This window comes from Rummeliibacillus sp. SL167 (genome assembly GCF_007896505.1).
In the GTDB taxonomy this organism is placed as follows: Bacteria; Bacillota; Bacilli; order Bacillales_A; family Planococcaceae; genus Rummeliibacillus; species Rummeliibacillus suwonensis.
The window spans coordinates 186,387-202,935 of sequence record NZ_VCBM01000003.1; the positions used below are offsets into that span (position 1 = coordinate 186,387).

Sequence of the window (16,549 nt, forward strand, 5' to 3'; positions counted from 1 at the left end):
ATAAATAGGGAAGCTCCCCTATTATCAACTCTCGTCTATATGAATTGAATACGCACATAAAAACACCATTTTTAAAAATATTTCAGAAACTCCGATGCTGTTTTGGAAAGATATCGGTCTTTTAAATACATTAAAACAGATTCAGAAAATATTTGTGTATCTGAAAATTCCATTACTTTTAAGTTCTTACTTTTAAATTGCTTTAAAGTACTGATTGGTAAAATGGTTGTACCCATTCCTGCATCCACCATTGAAATAATTGTATTAATATTATTGCTTTCAGCTACTAAATTAGGCTCAAAACCAAATTTCGCACAATGCTCCAATACTTTTTCATAAAGTCCATAACCTATATCTCTTTTTAATAGAATCAAAGGATACTTCTCGATATCTTCAAACTTCAATTGATCGTTATGATGATCATGATCCAAATTAGCAGGCATAATAAATGAAAAATTTTGTTTTTCCAAACGGATGAAATCAAAAATTTCCTCTTGGATCGGCAAGTTGAGGATCGCTAAATCAATCTCTTTCGCTTCCATTCTCTCTATCAAGCGAGTGCCATCTGTATGAACGATCTTTATTTTGACATTTGGGTAATCCTTGCAAAAGGCTTTGATACGATCAAATACGATAGAAGACTGAAAAATCGTACTATAAAATATAGAAACAGAGATAGTGAGATGTCCTTTTACTCCCTGCCCCATTTCAAACATTTCAAGTTGCAATTCTTCATATAAATTCACGATATTCATAGCACGTTTATAAAGAATATCCCCACTTGGTGTTAAGCTAATCTTTTTCCCCCTTCTTTCAAAAATTTTAACTCCTAATGTTTCTTCAATGATCTTCATTTGTTGGCTTAATGGGGGTTGCGAAATATGCAATTTTCTAGCTGCCTTTGACATATTTACCCCTTCTTGAACAATTGTTATAAAATGGCTCAGATATCTTATGTCCATATTCCCCGCCCCTTTTAATGTTATATTTTTTCACAATAAAATTGTCTATCATCTAACATTCTATCTTTCTTATTCGATTTTTGAATAAAATATATAAAAATTATGAAATTTCAAAATAAGAGAGCCTATGCTAAGCTTATCACATGTTATAAAAAATAACACGAGGAGGAATGGATGAATGAAGGATCCGTACAAATTAGAAATTTTGCACAGTACGAAAATATTCAAAAAGAACGGAAAAGAATTTGTAGCGTTAAAAGATACCACATTGCAAATTCCAGAAGGTCGTTTTATTAGCATTATTGGTCCTAGTGGTTGTGGCAAATCAACTCTATTCAATATCATAGCTGGTTTAACTAAACCAACCTATGGACAGGTTTTATTAGATGGACAAGATATTATGGGAAAAACAGGGCATGTTGGGTACATGCTTCAAAAAGATCTGCTCTTACCTTGGAGGACCATATTAGAAAATATCGTATTAGGCTTGGAGGTTAAAGGTGGCAAGCGCAAAGATAATATAGCAAAGGCCATGCCGCTTATTAATAAATATGGATTAAAAGGTTTTGAAAATCATTATCCAAATGAATTATCAGGTGGAATGCGACAACGTGCGGCTTTATTACGAACCGTTTTATATGATTCTGAAATTATTCTTTTAGATGAACCCTTCGGAGCTTTAGATGCTCAAACTCGCTTAATGATGCAAAACTGGCTATTACAAATTTGGGCTGATTTAAAGAAAACGATTTTATTTGTTACACATGATATTGATGAAGCTATTTATCTATCAGATGACATTTATGTATTATCACCCAGACCTGGGCGTCTCAAAACAAAAATTACAGTAGATTTACCTAGACCGCGTACAGCAGAAACGATGTCATCTACAAGTTATGTAGAGCTAAAACAATTATTATTGGCACTACTTAAAGATGAGGATAATCCAGAAGACAATAGACAAAGGATTATCTAGAGGAGGTATAAATATGAAAAATCCAGCAGAGATAACTGTTAAAAAACCTATTTTTAATAGCCCTACGAATGAAATAGAAAATAGCATCCAAATTGAAGATGAAGAAGTCCTTGAAAAAAGGCAACGAAAACAAACCATTATAGGACAAATTTCTATAGGAATTTTATTTGTTCTGTTATGGGAGATCCTGACACGATTAGGTATTTTAGATTCCTATTATTGGAGTAAGCCTTCAACGATTCTAAAAACAGGATGGATTTCTTTAACTGAAGGAAATCTATTCATTGATATGCTATACACTTCTGGAGCAACGATACTTGGATTTATTTTAGGAACTATCGTTGGAGCCTTATTGGGATTATCATTTTGGTGGTCGCCTCTATATTCTCGCATTTCAGAGCCTTATTTAATCGCTTTTAATGCTGTACCCAAATTAGCATTAGCTCCTGTTCTAGTTATTTTACTAGGCATCGGATTTTCTTCAAAAGTGGTACTTGCTTTCTTAATGGTTGTCATCGTAACAGCAATAGCTGCTTATAGCGGCGTGAAGTCTATCGATCCGGATCTTGAAAAGTTGCTATTTTCTTTAGGCGCTAAGAAAATTCAAGTATTTACAAAAGTCGTTGTTCCTTCTGCTATGCCATGGATTGTGAACAGCTTAAAAATCAATATTTCCTTAGCATTGGCTGGTGCCATTGTAGGTGAATTTATTTCTTCACGCTTCGGCGTTGGTCGAATGATTTTATATGCTGGACAAATAATGGATACAAATTTAGTTTGGGTAGGCGTAGTCGCACTGTCTGTTTTATCAACAACCATGTATTTTGCAACCATATACTTAGAAAAAATTTTAACTAAAGGAATTAAGTCTAAATAGAATGGGGACGATTTTATGAAAAAAATAAAGAAAATTCTTATAACTTTATTATGTTTGGGAATGATGATAAGCTTGACAGCTTGTGGAACAAATTCAAGTTCGAAAGGTACAGGAGAAAGTTCAAAAAAAATCGTAATTGCTGAGCCAGTACATTCAATTGGCTATCTTCCATTATATCTAGCGATTCAAAAAGGTTATTTTAAAGATAATGGTCTTGATGTTGAAGTAATGACTGCTACTGGTGGTGGACATGTGACATCCGTTGTTAGTGGTGATGCTTGGGGAAATATAGGTGGTCCAGAATCTAATGCAATGGGAAATTCAGGAAGTTCAGATCCTATCAAGTCTGTAGTAAATGTCGTGAATAGAGCCAATGTCTATTTGATGGGAGCAACTTCTCTTAATTTACAACCAACAGATGATCCTGAAAAGTTGAAAAGTTATTTGAAAGGAAAAACGATTGCTGCTGGTCGATACGGTGGGAGTTTAAATGCATTGACTAGATGGCTATTGATGGATATAGGATTAGATCCAAATAAAGATGTAAAGTTAGAGGAACCTGCTGATCCAGCTGCTGTAGTATCTCTCGTTAAATCTGGTAAAGCAGATATAGCGAATGGAGCCGAGCCTCAAATTAAAAATGGGCTTGATTCAGGTGCTTGGAATGAACCATTTTATAAATTTACAGATTTAGGGGATTATGCTTATTCAGTTTTAAGTGTCAAAGAATCTACCATAAAAAAATCACCTAAAACTGTACAAGCTTTTGTAGATGCAATTGTCAAAGCATTGAAAGTTGTAAATGATGATCACGATATCGCTATGGAAGTATTACAAAAAGAATTTTCAACTACAGATAAAGCAAGTTTACAAGCAGCTTTAGATAGAGCCTATGAAGATAAATTATGGAGTAAAGATGGATCTATTAGCAAAGAATCCGTTGCTAAACCATTGGATGTTGTTAAGAAAACAGGCATTTATAAAAAAGGTTATTCCTATGATGATTTAGTAGATATGCAATTTGTGAACAAAACGAATAAATAGATACTGGAGTGAAAAATATGTTAAACACAAACAAATATTCAGCCCTTATCATAGTGGACGTCCAAAATGATTATTGTGATGAAAAAGGTGCTTTAGGTAGTCAAGGATTAGATACATCCGGTGTCGATCGTATCATTCCTCATATAAAAAAATTAATCTCTACATTTCATGATTCTAAATTACCTGTTATCTTTATTCAAACCATTCACGAAGATGCTACAGATTCGGAAGTTTGGTTAACTCGAGGAAAATCGAATGATACAGAACATAATAGTGTTTGTCGTAAAGATACTTGGGGAAGTGATTTTTATCAATTATCTCCAGATACTACAGATATCATAGTCAACAAACATCGCTATAGTGCTTTCTATAATACTCGGCTCGATTCTGTACTACGAACCTTAAAAATAGATCATCTGTACATAACAGGTGTAGCTACTAATGTTTGTGTCGACAGTACTATTCGAGATGGATTTATGCGCGACTATAAAATAACTGTTTTAGAAGATGGAACAGCTGCATTTTCAAAAGAAGCACATGAAATGACCTTAAAAACAATCAGTGACTTTTTCGGAGAAGTAGCAAACACTGATTCAGTTATCGAAGAATTGATAAAATCCAATAAATCAATTATTCAAGTATAGAAGTGAATGAAAATATCAATCATCCATAGAATGATTCGTATTTTTTAAGACAAAGAGGTGTTATTATCTATGAGGAATACCATTGACGCTTTAGGAATGGATTCCACACTTTCTAAAAAGAAAATTAACGGTTCGATATACCCTATATTACTTGCTGTTATTCCAGGATCCTTCTTATCACACTTTTCTGCAGGATTAGTAAATATTGCACTTACTGATATTTCATTAGATCTTAATATTTCTTTAAGTCTCTCACAGTGGATTGTTACGGGCTATTTACTTTCTGTCATGATTTTTTTGCCCATAATGGGGAAGTTTTCGGATAGATTTGGTCGAAAAAATATTCACAATATGGGCTATGTTATGTTTGGGGTAGGTATTCTATTTTCATACTTATCTACATCTATTGTATTTCTTTTAATCTCGAGAATTATTCAAGGGATCGGTGCCGCCATGTTGCAGTCTGTAAACATGGTCATCATTGTCGATAACGTCCCTAAAGAAAAAAGAGTACAAGCATTAGGATTAATAGGAACAGCTGTTGGAATGGGTGGCTTTTTAGGCGCTCCTATTGGGGGAATATTAATAGGTTGGTTCAGCTGGCATACCTTGTTTATTATTCAGCTGCCCATTATTTTAACAGTGCTTATAATTGCCATATTTTTTATTCCTAAAGATGCACCTACTCAAAAGAGTAAATTTGATTTAATGGGAGCATCCATATTCAGTGTCTCATTAGTATGCATTATATATATACTTAACGAGATCGGGGAAGGTGTATTTTACAGAAATCAATTGATGATTTCTATATTGGGGATCATTTGTTTCGTTTTGTTTTTATATAGATCCAAAACAAATAAAAACCCTTTTATAGATATCAAAATGTTTATGCATCCTATCGTTAAATCAGGTTCTTTCATTATTATAGGCAGCTATGCAGCTTGTTTTGCAGCTATCGTTGTACTTCCTTTTTATTTCAGAGGCGTTTTACAAACTTCTGCTACTGTTGCCGGTTTATTTTTAATGATATATCCCCTATTTTTGTCTATATTCGGACCTTTAAGCGGGCGATTGACTGCTCGATTTGGCTCCTTTAAATCTGTGCAAATGGCTTTATTGCTCATGATTGGAACATTTGGAATTTTATCAATGATATCTATGAATACTTCCTTATATTTTATTTTTATCATTTTAGCTACGTTGGGAATTTCCATGGGATTGTTAACTTCTCCAAATTATGATCTGATCATGAAATACGTTCCAGCATATGCAATGGGGGAAATTGGCGGGACTATAGCATTATTACGAAATTTAGGAATGGTGATTGGCACAGCACTTGGAATAGCGATCGTCAATTATTCTGCTATTGTTCCTGTCACAGAATGGCTAACTTTGGACACATATCAAGACAAAATCAGCATTTTAAAGGGGATTAAAGATGTATTTATATTCTTTACAATTGCCTTAAGTTGCTTATACGGCCTATTATTTTTTGCCCAAAAGAAGAAAAATATTCAATAAAGTGAAAATTTTATCAGCGGGGGCTTTCTTCATCCCCCACTGATTGTTGCCACAGGACATGGCTTTCTTAGACTCCGTTCCTTAAATTATTTACAACACTCAATGATGTTGATAATTTTCATCAACGAGATTGATTTCCTTTAGCAGATCGATTTCTTGGAATAAGTTTTCACTTGGTAAGTCGGCAGCAATCCCGTGGTTTTCATCAAATAATATGGCTCTTTTGGATAGTTCTTGTACTAAATCGAGATTATGGGTGGATATTATTAATGTCTTTCCAGATCGATTTAATGTATTCAGAAAATTAACCAGCCATCTTTGCGTTCTGGGATCCAATCCATTCATCGGTTCATCAAGGACTAAAACTTCTGGATTTAATGCCAAAACACAAGCAATCGCAACTTTCCGTTTCTCGCCACCTGATAGATGATAAGGTTGTCTATGTTTAAAATTTTGAATACCTAATAAATCTAAACAATCATTGACTCTTTTCTCAACATCATCTTCATTCATCCCCATCTGTCTAGGGCCAAAAGCAATCTCATCGTATACATCCGCACAAAATAGCTGTGTATCAGAATTTTGAAACACAAAACCAATTTTTTGATGAAAGGCCTTTGAGAACTTTGTATTTTTAAGCTTTTTGGGCGTTATCTCCTCCTGATCGAATCGATAAACACCTTGGTCTGGGGACAAAAGCCCGTTCATCAATTTCAGTAGAGTAGACTTGCCGGTGCCGTTTGCTCCCATTAATGCCACAGCTTCACCTTTCTCAATATGAAGATTGATATTGTTCAAGGCATTGATTCCTTCGTATGAATAGGAAACATCTTTTAGATCTATCATAGGTTAAATCCTTCCCCATAAAATAAATGCAGCAATCATTCCGATTGTTAATAGCATATACATAAAATCCGCAATGGTTAATTTCCATTTGCTTCGAACCGTATATTCTCCAGTGAATCCCCTACATTCCATAGCGGCGTACATTTCCTCAGCCATTTCCTTTGACTTCATAAACATTGTCCCTGCGATTCCTGCAATCGATCCATATTTACTATTATTTTTACCTACAGATCTGAGCTTTAATGAATAAAGCATATTCAGAGAAAAATCCCCGAGCATGGAAATATATTTGATCGTAATATCTAAGACAAGGATAAAAATATTTGGAACATAAAATCTTCTTAATGCACCCGTAATCGTATTCCATCTTGTGGAATGAGATAGAATATTGACAGCGATCAATGTCGAGAGTACTTTCAAAGTAATGATCATACTCGTATAAGTATTCCCTAAAAGTATATATGGAAAGAGAATAATGAATGTAAAAAACGCCATAGCCAAGCTGACACTCAAAATTTTGACCATTTCTTTTCCGTCCATAAAACTGAGAACGACAAGCAGATATACATCTACCACAAATATAAATGTATAACTCGTTGATAACGACAGAAGAACAACAAGCAAAAAAGTAAATGCAACCTTCAAAGCTGCATTTACATGAAATTTATCAGTTTTATACTCACTTTGGCTCTTTATTTTAGACAGGATTCTTAATATAGACAGGATACTTTTGCCAATAAACTGATCTTTATCTGACTGAGGAATATAATTTTCATCTTTTAATAGCCAGTCAGGTAGGTTCCTTTGATTGTCCTTATGATTCATTCGAAATGTCCTTAGGTTTTGTTTTACTAAAACTACTAATGATTTTAAAGATAATAACCATAATAGCGACTCCGGCAATAGCTGATAATATATATCCCGCTATTTCTGGCAAGCCTTTTACTGAGTAGTCTGGCATAATCGCATTAAAACTGAACCCGTTCTTCATACCAGCCGGCGTATAGCCTAATTGCTTGCCATCATGAACCACATTCTTGATTTCGTCAGCTCCCCATTCTCCCCAAGCTGTACCTGTAGCAAGAAGACCCAGTGGCGTCAAACAAATTAAAGCAACAATCAAGCCATAGATTGTATGAATCTTTTGTTTTGCCCCTTCAAATATGGTGCCGGGAGAAACCTTTTTGATGAAAGTGTAGATAGCAGTCGTAAACAGAACTTCTACAACACCTGCAACCAAGAGGTGTGGAATCATCATCGCAGGAATAGATATTGATAACGGATAAGGACTATAAAGAGGCTGTCCTTGTGAATTGGTAAAAAGAAGTGGCTGAACGCCAAATTCTATAGCTGCCACCAATGCAGCCATGTTAATACCAACATAAGATCCCACTATGATTCCTACATATTCACCTTTTTCACTTTTAGTTCGGTCTTTAATAAATTTATAAATAAAATAACCGAGGAACGGGATGATAAAAGCCATATTAAAACAATTCGCCCCGAATGACAGTATTCCTCCATCACCAAACAGTAATGCTTGAATTAATAAAGCAACAGTTATAGCAATACAGGCGGCATAGGGGCCTAGTAGAATGGCCAATAAAGTGCCTCCTACAGCATGACCCGTTGTTCCACCAGGGAGTGGGACATTGAACATCATCATAAGAAATGAAAATGCTGCACCAATACCAATCATCGGAATTTTACTTCTTGTTACCTCTTTTTTTACCTTATGTACGGCAATAGCCCACACAGGAACCATTGCTGCCCCCATGACTATGCAAGTAGATGGACTCAAATAATTATCTGGAATATGCATCATTATCCTCCTTCATAATTAATATTCAAACTTTACAAAACAGATGGGTAATAAACAGATTAAATCTATTGATGAGGTTAATCTTTAATTACCTTTTGTTTAAGATAATTATAACATGTGTTACAAAATAGATGATTCGTAACACGCAAAGAAAAATGACAATATGTTGAATAATTATCACACGTGTTTATTTTACAAAATTAGGGGTGTCTGTTTGGCATAGTTTTTGAAAAACTCTGTATTTTTAAGACCATTTATATAGATCTTCGCTGCGACTTGCTCGACTCCCGCGGGAAAAGCGAATAGATGAGACCCCGCAGCGTAGCGAGGAGGCTCAGCATTCGCCCGCATGAGTCGTGCAAGCCTTCGCTGAAATCAACAAATTCCCCTATTTTCATGGATTAAATTAGATAATCAACACGCCTAAATAATTATTTCAGATCACTTACTGGTGCTACGGTAAATTTACCGTATTTGACTCCTTTCATCGAAACTAGTTGATCACTTAATGTTTGCAAACTACCAGCTTTTCCCTTAACGATGATCAATTCTAAACAATTGTGCTCATCCAAGTGAAAATGGGTAGTAGCTAATATTTCATGATGATAATGATGTTGAATAGCCGTTAACTGTTCTAATAATCCTTTTTGCCCGTGATCATAAAACAGTAAAATGGAACCTGCCACGAATTGTTCAGGGTCCTTCCAATCCTCAAGAATTAGTGCCTCCCTAATTAAATCTCTGACAGCTTCCGAACGATTTGAATAGCCTTTATTAATCACTAATTGATCAAACTCTGTTAACAATTTTTTATCCATCGATACCCCAAAACGACAAAGGGCTGAATCCTTCATTTTCTTCAACTCCTAAAAATACAAATTTAAAAATGAGATATGGAAAACCTCCATTGTGTGGAATTTCACTTTATCCCGCTTTAACGGGCAGTAAGACCGCCATCTCAAGATTGAGAGAGAAACGAGAAAGATAGATGGGGGATCAACTGCCCGTAAAAGTCCGATTGGTTCGGGCCAACAGGATGTTGGTTCCTCAGGTGTTGCCACAGGACGTGGCGCTTTTAACCTGAGTTCTTCTCCATCAGTGGGGGATGAAGAAAACCCCACTGATGGAAATTTCACTTTATCTACTCTTTAAATGTTTTTTGCTCCACTCGCCCATACTATTCAATATAGGAATAAAACTTTGACCTAAAGGTGTTAACGAATATTCTACTTTAGGAGGCACTTCTTTATAAACCTCTCTGTGAACCATTTGGTCTTCTTCCAATTCTCTCAATTGCCTTGTCAAAATTCCTTTTGAAATTTTAGGTAACAACCTTTGAAGCTCATTAAATCTTCTTGTCTGTTTGCTTAAATGCCATAGGATAATGATTTTCCATTTTCCCGCGATGATATCCTGGGCTTGTGTAACTGGACAAACCTCTATTTGTTCCTCTGGGGGATCACCGATGAACCGACTTCGTGCCATGATAACTACGTCTCCTTCTTAATAGTACTATTTTTACGACTATGTTATAAAAAAATGACTACTTTTAAAAAAACATCTAAGACTATAATATGAAATTAAGACTAAAAATGAAATAAAAAAATGGAGGAGATCATCATGAAATTATTAGTAACAGGTGCAACAGGAAAATTTGGTACCAAAGTTGTAGAGACGTTATTGAAGACTGTACCAGCAAATCAACTGGCTGTCAGTGTCCGTAATCCAGAAAAGGCGAAGGATTTGCAGGCTCGTGGAGTAGAAGTTCGACATGGAGATTTCGATGTTCCAAAAACATTGGATTCTGCTTTTGCAGGTGTTGACCGCTTATTAATCATTTCTGCGGATGGCGACAATGAAACCAGAATCCGCCAACATGCCAATGCGGTAGAAGCAGCAGAAAGAGCAGGCGTCCAATTCATTGCGTATACTAGCATAGCGAATGCACAAGAAAGTAAAAATTTATTTGCCCCAGCTCACAAACCTACTGAAGCAGCGATTAAAAAAACTGGCATTCCTTATTCCTTCTTACGCAACAATTGGTATTTGGAAAATGAAATCCCAAGCATTCAAGGTGTCTTAGCAGGAGCTCCTTGGGTAACATCAGCAGGAAATGGAAAAGTAGGGTGGGCATTACAACAAGATTATGCTGAAGCAGCGGCTGCAGTATTATCTGGTAATGGACATGAAAATACGATTTACGAGCTTTCTGGAAAACCTTTGAAGCAGGAAGAATTGGTTTCTATCCTTGGAGATGTATTGGGCAAAGAAGTCCCTATTCAACAAGTTGATGATGCCACTTACGCCGATATAATGAAGGCTGCTGGTATACAAGATTTTGTTATTCCTATCCTTGTTGACATTCAAAAAAGTATTCGACAAGACTCATTAAATGTCGCTAGCCATGATTTCGAAAAAATCCTTGGTCGCCCAGCTACACCGATCAAAGAGGCACTTACTCAAATTGTAAACGGAATTACCCAACATAAATAGGCGAGGTAGATAAGGGCTTTCCAAAAGTAAAAAGAGACACGCGGACATGAGTTGATAGCTACTTAAAAATAAAACCGCATGAAATCATGATGTTTACATTTGATTTCATGCGGTTTATTTTAAAAGGGCTGTACCCCAATCTCTTTTAATATTTTCAAATGAGTTTCTATTTCAAATGAAAGCTGCCCTTGCATTCGTGAGCAGGAAAATCTCCATTGTATAAAGGCTCAATCTATCATTAAAATACATCTATTCTTGATGCAGTGCTTGAATAACATCTATTTTCGTCGCTTTTCGAGCTGGCCGCCAACCACTTAGAACGGCAACACCAATGCTAATTAGTGAAGCAATGACTACAAGCTCCCAAGGAATTGTTGAAAAGCGAATTCCTGCCTCTTCAATTCCACCATCAGATATCACCGCATCTAAAATTTTCGGCAATGCTAAATTGGCCAAAAAACTAATGATATAAGAAATAATAATGGCAATAACCGTCCCCAACACACCAATATACGCACTTTCCATTATAAACAATCGCTGAATCAGCTTTGGACCAGCACCAATCGCCTTCATGACGCCTATCTCACGCGTACGTTCCGTAACGGCCATCGTCATTGTATTAAAAATACCGATAGAAGCAATGAGCACTGCAATGGTTCCTACAAAAATAAGCCCTACTTTTAATGCTAAGAAAAATACATTAAGTTGATCTAATTGTTCTGTTACTGAATAGACAGATAAATTCATCGCTTTTAACTTTTTCAGTACACCCTTAACTGCCTCCATATCAGTTGCATAGGCATTGTAACTTACGTTATAAAAGTCATTTTCTTGCACTTTTTTATCAGCAATATCATTATAATCATTTAAAATATTGATTTTCATAGCATCACTGACTTGTATACTGGTATCCATAGCCCATTCTTTAGAAGGCTTTTCACCAATCCCAACAATTTTATATTGTCGTACTTTTGTATGCTTTTCATTCTCCAGTGTAAAGGATAGGGAAATCGTTTTACCTAATAAGGAATGCTGGTAACCTTTGTTATTTTTTTCTTCCTTCCTCCCTTCCTCTTTCGCACTCTGTTCTTCCTTTTTCGTCAGTAAGTTTTGTCCTAAGTTATACCCCACAATAATTTCATCCGCTTTTGTCGGATATGTACCTGCCGATAATTTGATTTTTGCCTTTTGTTGTTCTTTAAAATTTGTAAATACCATTTCACCAGATCCGGAGCGGTTTTCGAGTTTCACATTTGCCGTAAGTGGCTCATTGAATTGTGTTGTTTCAACTAATGCTTGAACATTTGGGATAGCCTTTACAGCTTTTTGATCAATGCCTTTTTCATCATTCCCATAAACTTCGATTTTCGTCACAGCACTATCAGATAAGATGTCATTTTTTAAAGATTCCTGTAATCCAAATGCAATGGATGCCAATACGATTAAAAAGGCACATCCCATCGTTGTAGCTAGTATGGTTGTAAAAACACGCATACGGTTTCTCTTGACATGTTGTCTGACAAAATCAATTTGATCTCTAAACAGCATGTTGCACAACCTCCTTTAATACACCATCATGCATAAGAAATTTTCTATGTGCTATATTGGCTACTTCCTCATCATGTGTAATAATGATAAACGTAATATCCATAGATTCATTTAATAACGCGATCAATTGTAAAATTTCTTGTTCTGTTTCCGAGTCTAAATTTCCAGTCGGCTCGTCTGCTAAAATGATTGGTGGATTTGTTATAAGCGCTCTTGCAATACATACACGTTGCTGTTGACCTCCTGACAGTTCATTCGGATAATGATCAAAAACAGTTTCCAAACCTACCTTTCTAATGATCTTATTCACTATTTCAAAACGTCTATGCTTATCTATACCTTGGATCTTCAGCGGCAATTCAATATTTTCGAAAGCCGTTAGCCCCGGCATCAGCTGAAAGTTTTGAAAGATAAAACCAATGTTCTCAGAACGAAATATTGCATACTCTGATTCTGTCAGTGTAGTGGTTTCTTTGCCTTGTATGATAATTGACCCTTCCTTGGGCTTTAAAAATCCTGCTACCGCATTGAGTAATGTCGACTTACCGGAACCACTTTTCCCAACAATCGAAATAATCTCTCCTTTAGCAACTTCAAAAGAAATATTCTTTAATACGGGAATTTTTTTCTCGCTTCCCTTTTTGCCAATTGTAAATGTGTGGCTGACATTTTGTATATGTATCAAATAGATCTTCCCCCTTTTTAACAATCAGTATAAATGGAATATCTTAATAATTTCTTATTAAAAAACTGAAGAATTTCTTAAGATTTGGAATATCCAAATTGTTCATAAGCTTTCCTCGAAATAAGTGTTGGTTAAAAAAATAAAAAAACCCCAAGCATGTTTTTAAGTATTTTCATACTCGTTCTCAAACTTGAAGGTTTTTATCGGTAAAATTATGAAATTTTTCGGATGATTATTTGGATAGTAAAGGCTATTTGCATTAAAACCTACGATTTAACGTGATATCTCCCCTTTGGCACCACTAAAGGGGTAGCTGAAATAGGATCATTGATCACAGCACAATCCAACCCAAAAATATCCTTCACTAATGTACTTGTAACAATATCAGATGGCTTTCCCTCTGCCACGAGTTGTCCTTTTTGCACTGCAAAAATATAATCCGCATAACGAGCTGATAGATTGATATCATGAAGAACCATTACAATGGTCGTACCGTATTTTCGATTAAGATCTGTGAGTAAATCTAAAATTTCTACTTGATAAGTAATATCTAAAAACGTTGTCGGCTCATCAAGAAATAAAATATCCGTTTGTTGCGCTAGAGCCATTGCAATCCAAACACGTTGCCTTTGACCACCTGATAATTCATCGATATGACGATCTGCAAATTCGGTAATATTCATCATTTCTAACGCTTCTGCTACTGCTTCATAATCTTTTTTCGTCCAGCCCTTCATGACGCTTTGATGTGGAAAACGGCCGCGACCGACGAGATCTGCTACCGTAATGCCTTCTGGAACGATTGGGGACTGAGGAAGCAGTCCTAATACTTTCGCCAATTGTTTTGGTGCCATTTTATGAATGGATTTACCGTCTAATAGCACATCCCCACCCGTTGGCTTTATTAAACGTGCCATTGTTTTTAGTAGTGTTGATTTCCCACAACCGTTAGCACCGATAATGATGCTAATTTGATTACTTGGAATCGATAAGTTGACGTCGTTTAAAATCGTTTTATTGTCATATCCGGATTGAATATGTTTCGTTTCAAATGTATGAGTTGTCATTAAATATCTCCCTTTCGATTAATACGAATTAGCAAGTAAATTAAATATGGTGCACCGATAATCCCTGTAATAACACCTACCGGATAGCGGGTTTCAAAGGCAAACTGACCAATTAGATCCCCACCTAACACTAAAATAACCCCAATTAAACCTGCTGGAAGAATATTTGAAAACCCAACCCCAACAAGACGTTGAGCGATAGGTCCTGCTAAAAAGGCTATGAACGCAATTGGGCCGGTTGTTGCTGTAGCTAAAGCGATAATCAATACCGCACTAATCATTAATATAACGCGGGTTTTATTCGTATTGACGCCTAAAGAAGTCGCCGCTTGCTCACCTAGCTCTAACATTTCAAGTTGTTTCGCAAAATAAATGAGCACAGGTGTTACAATCACGACGGCAATGATTAATGGATACGTCATTTCAAGTTCTGCCCCATTTAAACTCCCACTTAACCAACGTAAAGCATTCGGTAAGTCATTCGTTTTTCCAATTAGCATTAAATACGAAATAAATGCATTTAACATCGCTTGAATACCAATACCAATCAAAATTAATCGACCGATAGAAAAAGAGGTTCCTTTTGATAATCCATAAATGATAGCAACCGTTACGAGTCCTCCGACAACTGCAGCGAGCGAAACAACCGTACTACTTGTATGCAGAACGATAATGCAAAAAACTGCAGCTGCACTAGAGCCTGTTGTAATCCCAATAACATTTGGATTAGCTAATGGGTTACGTAGCATTGTTTGGAAAATATAGCCCCCAGCTCCAAAGGCAAATCCCGCAAATAACCCAGCTACTGTTCGTGGCAATCGAATTTCGTTAATGGCAAAAGAGGCACCTGGAATTGTCTCACCAAGTAAAACGTGGATGACATCTGCTACCGGATAAATCGTATTTCCGAGTATCATCATCGTACAGCATAAAACAATGGTAATAATAGCTAAAATGATCGTGACGCCGACATAGCGATTTCGACGTTTTTTTCTTGCTTTTATAATTTTATTCATCGTTTCATTCATCATATTGTACGCATTTTCGCTTTCATTGTAATTAATATTAAAATTGGTGCGCCAATAAAGGCCGTTAAAATCCCTACTTCTAATTCCCCTGGACTACCAAGGAAACGTCCGCATACGTCTGAAATCAATAAAATGATGGCTCCAGACACTGCCGCTAAAGGAATCAGGAAACGAACATCTGGTCCTACGACCAATCGAATCAAATGGGTAGCAAGTAAACCAATAAATCCGATTGGACCAGCCAGTGCCGTCGCTGCCCCACAAAGTAAAACACCGGCAAAAGCCGCTAACATGCGAATAACTCCTGTTCGCACACCTAAGCCTGTCGCTACTTCATCACCAAGTGCCAACGCATTCAATGCAGGTGCTACTAATATCGCAATAACAATACCTGCAATGAAAAATGGAATAAAAATATGTACCGAATCCCAGTTAGCAGATCCTACACTCCCAACCTGCCAAAAACGAAATTGATCCATGACATTCGTGCGTGGAATTAAAATAGCCGTAACGAGTGATGACAAGATGGCTGTCGTCGCTGCTCCCGCCAATACGAGTTTCAGTGGTGTAGCGCCACTTGCTCCCATCGATCCAATTCCGAAGACAAATACTGCCGTCAACATCGCACCAACAATAGCTAACCAAATATATTCACTTGGAGAATGAATGCTTAAAAAAGCAATCCCACAAACGACAAATAAAGATGCACCCGTATTGACACCTAAAATACTCGGATCTGCAATTGGATTTCGTGTGACAGATTGCATCAGTGCCCCAGATACACCGAGAGCTGCCCCACAAATTAAACCGAATATTGTTCTTGCGATACGTTGCCGCACAACACTTGCTTCATGACTTTCTACAGAAGGATGAAACAAGCCATCTATAAGCCCTTCTAGACCAATTGTACGAGAACCAAATGCAAGAGACATGCCAATACTAACAATAAGTAAAATGAGCAAAAGGGCTACTACCTTTGCTAAATGCTTTGGTAGTAACCTTTGCTTATTTCCTTTTTCAGGAATATTTTTCATAA

Annotated in this window: 17 protein-coding genes; 6 read left to right on the forward strand and 11 right to left on the reverse strand. The window is 36.3% G+C overall.

Annotation, left to right across the window (positions count from 1 at the left end):
* Positions 1 to 71: 71 nt before the first annotated feature.
* A complete protein-coding gene (locus FEZ13_RS14260) occupies positions 72 to 962 on the reverse strand; it encodes a LysR family transcriptional regulator (RefSeq protein WP_146553237.1) in 891 nt (296 codons plus the stop codon).
* 178 nt (positions 963 to 1,140) lie between these two features.
* On the opposite strand from FEZ13_RS14260, the gene FEZ13_RS14265 reads away from it, so the two are divergent.
* From FEZ13_RS14265 to FEZ13_RS14285, 5 genes are all read left to right on the forward strand, one after another.
* Positions 1,141 to 1,938, forward strand: a complete 798-nt coding sequence (locus tag FEZ13_RS14265; protein ID WP_146553238.1) for an ABC transporter ATP-binding protein — start codon at positions 1,141 to 1,143, stop codon at positions 1,936 to 1,938.
* Positions 1,939 to 1,951: 13 nt separating this feature from the next.
* Positions 1,952 to 2,815, forward strand: a complete 864-nt coding sequence (locus FEZ13_RS14270) for an ABC transporter permease (RefSeq protein ID WP_146553239.1) — start codon at positions 1,952 to 1,954, stop codon at positions 2,813 to 2,815.
* Positions 2,816 to 2,830: 15 nt separating this feature from the next.
* A complete protein-coding gene (locus FEZ13_RS14275) occupies positions 2,831 to 3,859 on the forward strand; it encodes an ABC transporter substrate-binding protein (RefSeq protein WP_146553240.1) in 1,029 nt (342 codons plus the stop codon).
* A 17-nt stretch (positions 3,860 to 3,876) separates the two neighbouring features.
* Entirely contained in the window at positions 3,877 to 4,503 is a 627-nt protein-coding gene (locus FEZ13_RS14280) for a cysteine hydrolase family protein (RefSeq protein ID WP_146553241.1), read from the forward strand.
* A gap of 69 nt (positions 4,504 to 4,572) precedes the next feature.
* Positions 4,573 to 6,024 carry an MFS transporter gene (locus FEZ13_RS14285; RefSeq protein WP_146553242.1) on the forward strand — a complete coding sequence of 484 codons (1,452 nt, stop codon included), beginning with the start codon at positions 4,573 to 4,575 and terminating at the stop codon, positions 6,022 to 6,024.
* Between the two features lie 99 nt (positions 6,025 to 6,123).
* Here the strand turns inward: FEZ13_RS14285 and FEZ13_RS14290 are convergent, their stop codons facing one another.
* The 5 genes from FEZ13_RS14290 to FEZ13_RS14310 all read right to left on the reverse strand — a co-directional run bounded on the left by FEZ13_RS14290 (position 6,124) and on the right by FEZ13_RS14310 (position 10,177).
* On the reverse strand, positions 6,124 to 6,870 hold the full coding sequence (locus FEZ13_RS14290) for an energy-coupling factor ABC transporter ATP-binding protein (protein ID WP_146553243.1): 747 nt from the start codon (positions 6,868 to 6,870) through the stop codon (positions 6,124 to 6,126).
* 3 nt (positions 6,871 to 6,873) lie between these two features.
* Positions 6,874 to 7,695, reverse strand: a complete 822-nt coding sequence (locus FEZ13_RS14295) for an energy-coupling factor transporter transmembrane component T (protein ID WP_146553244.1) — start codon at positions 7,693 to 7,695, stop codon at positions 6,874 to 6,876.
* The gene (gene cbiM, locus FEZ13_RS14300) at positions 7,685 to 8,692 is read right to left on the reverse strand and encodes a cobalt transporter CbiM (RefSeq protein ID WP_146553245.1); all 1,008 of its coding nucleotides are present in this window, start codon (positions 8,690 to 8,692) and stop codon (positions 7,685 to 7,687) included. The genes FEZ13_RS14295 and cbiM overlap by 11 nt, the downstream gene beginning before the upstream one ends.
* Before the next feature lie 431 nt (positions 8,693 to 9,123).
* Positions 9,124 to 9,546 (reverse strand): nickel-responsive transcriptional regulator NikR, encoded by a 423-nt coding sequence (gene nikR, locus FEZ13_RS14305; protein ID WP_146547646.1) that lies wholly within the window; start codon positions 9,544 to 9,546, stop codon positions 9,124 to 9,126.
* Between the two features lie 283 nt (positions 9,547 to 9,829).
* Positions 9,830 to 10,177 carry a winged helix-turn-helix transcriptional regulator gene (locus tag FEZ13_RS14310; protein ID WP_146553246.1) on the reverse strand — a complete coding sequence of 116 codons (348 nt, stop codon included), beginning with the start codon at positions 10,175 to 10,177 and terminating at the stop codon, positions 9,830 to 9,832.
* 135 nt (positions 10,178 to 10,312) lie between these two features.
* Here FEZ13_RS14310 and FEZ13_RS14315 point away from each other — a divergent pair, with 135 nt between their 5' ends.
* Positions 10,313 to 11,185, forward strand: a complete 873-nt coding sequence (locus FEZ13_RS14315; protein WP_146553247.1) for an SDR family oxidoreductase — start codon at positions 10,313 to 10,315, stop codon at positions 11,183 to 11,185.
* A gap of 249 nt (positions 11,186 to 11,434) precedes the next feature.
* Here the strand turns inward: FEZ13_RS14315 and FEZ13_RS14320 are convergent, their stop codons facing one another.
* The 5 genes from FEZ13_RS14320 to FEZ13_RS14340 all read right to left on the reverse strand — a co-directional run bounded on the left by FEZ13_RS14320 (position 11,435) and on the right by FEZ13_RS14340 (position 16,547).
* Entirely contained in the window at positions 11,435 to 12,733 is a 1,299-nt protein-coding gene (locus FEZ13_RS14320; RefSeq protein ID WP_146553248.1) for an ABC transporter permease, read from the reverse strand.
* Entirely contained in the window at positions 12,723 to 13,418 is a 696-nt protein-coding gene (locus tag FEZ13_RS14325) for an ABC transporter ATP-binding protein (RefSeq protein WP_146553249.1), read from the reverse strand. Before FEZ13_RS14325 ends, FEZ13_RS14320 begins: the two co-directional genes overlap by 11 nt.
* A gap of 266 nt (positions 13,419 to 13,684) precedes the next feature.
* The gene (locus FEZ13_RS14330) at positions 13,685 to 14,485 is read right to left on the reverse strand and encodes an ABC transporter ATP-binding protein (protein WP_146553250.1); all 801 of its coding nucleotides are present in this window, start codon (positions 14,483 to 14,485) and stop codon (positions 13,685 to 13,687) included.
* The gene (locus FEZ13_RS14335) at positions 14,485 to 15,516 is read right to left on the reverse strand and encodes a FecCD family ABC transporter permease (protein WP_146553251.1); all 1,032 of its coding nucleotides are present in this window, start codon (positions 15,514 to 15,516) and stop codon (positions 14,485 to 14,487) included. The genes FEZ13_RS14330 and FEZ13_RS14335 overlap by 1 nt, the downstream gene beginning before the upstream one ends.
* Entirely contained in the window at positions 15,513 to 16,547 is a 1,035-nt protein-coding gene (locus FEZ13_RS14340) for a FecCD family ABC transporter permease (protein ID WP_146553252.1), read from the reverse strand. The genes FEZ13_RS14335 and FEZ13_RS14340 overlap by 4 nt, the downstream gene beginning before the upstream one ends.
* Positions 16,548 to 16,549: the final 2 nt, after the last annotated feature.

Coding starts and splice junctions, on each gene's coding strand:
- FEZ13_RS14260 (WP_146553237.1), bottom strand. CDS start 962: ATGGACATAAGATATCTGAGCCATTTTATAACAATTGTTCAAGAAGGG.
- FEZ13_RS14265 (WP_146553238.1), top strand. CDS start 1,141: ATGAAGGATCCGTACAAATTAGAAATTTTGCACAGTACGAAAATATTC.
- FEZ13_RS14270 (WP_146553239.1), top strand. CDS start 1,952: ATGAAAAATCCAGCAGAGATAACTGTTAAAAAACCTATTTTTAATAGC.
- FEZ13_RS14275 (WP_146553240.1), top strand. CDS start 2,831: ATGAAAAAAATAAAGAAAATTCTTATAACTTTATTATGTTTGGGAATG.
- FEZ13_RS14280 (WP_146553241.1), top strand. CDS start 3,877: ATGTTAAACACAAACAAATATTCAGCCCTTATCATAGTGGACGTCCAA.
- FEZ13_RS14285 (WP_146553242.1), top strand. CDS start 4,573: ATGAGGAATACCATTGACGCTTTAGGAATGGATTCCACACTTTCTAAA.
- FEZ13_RS14290 (WP_146553243.1), bottom strand. CDS start 6,870: ATGATAGATCTAAAAGATGTTTCCTATTCATACGAAGGAATCAATGCC.
- FEZ13_RS14295 (WP_146553244.1), bottom strand. CDS start 7,695: ATGAATCATAAGGACAATCAAAGGAACCTACCTGACTGGCTATTAAAA.
- cbiM (WP_146553245.1), bottom strand. CDS start 8,692: ATGCATATTCCAGATAATTATTTGAGTCCATCTACTTGCATAGTCATG.
- nikR (WP_146547646.1), bottom strand. CDS start 9,546: ATGAAGGATTCAGCCCTTTGTCGTTTTGGGGTATCGATGGATAAAAAA.
- FEZ13_RS14310 (WP_146553246.1), bottom strand. CDS start 10,177: ATGGCACGAAGTCGGTTCATCGGTGATCCCCCAGAGGAACAAATAGAG.
- FEZ13_RS14315 (WP_146553247.1), top strand. CDS start 10,313: ATGAAATTATTAGTAACAGGTGCAACAGGAAAATTTGGTACCAAAGTT.
- FEZ13_RS14320 (WP_146553248.1), bottom strand. CDS start 12,733: ATGCTGTTTAGAGATCAAATTGATTTTGTCAGACAACATGTCAAGAGA.
- FEZ13_RS14330 (WP_146553250.1), bottom strand. CDS start 14,485: ATGACAACTCATACATTTGAAACGAAACATATTCAATCCGGATATGAC.
- FEZ13_RS14335 (WP_146553251.1), bottom strand. CDS start 15,516: ATGATGAATGAAACGATGAATAAAATTATAAAAGCAAGAAAAAAACGT.
- FEZ13_RS14340 (WP_146553252.1), bottom strand. CDS start 16,547: ATGAAAAATATTCCTGAAAAAGGAAATAAGCAAAGGTTACTACCAAAG.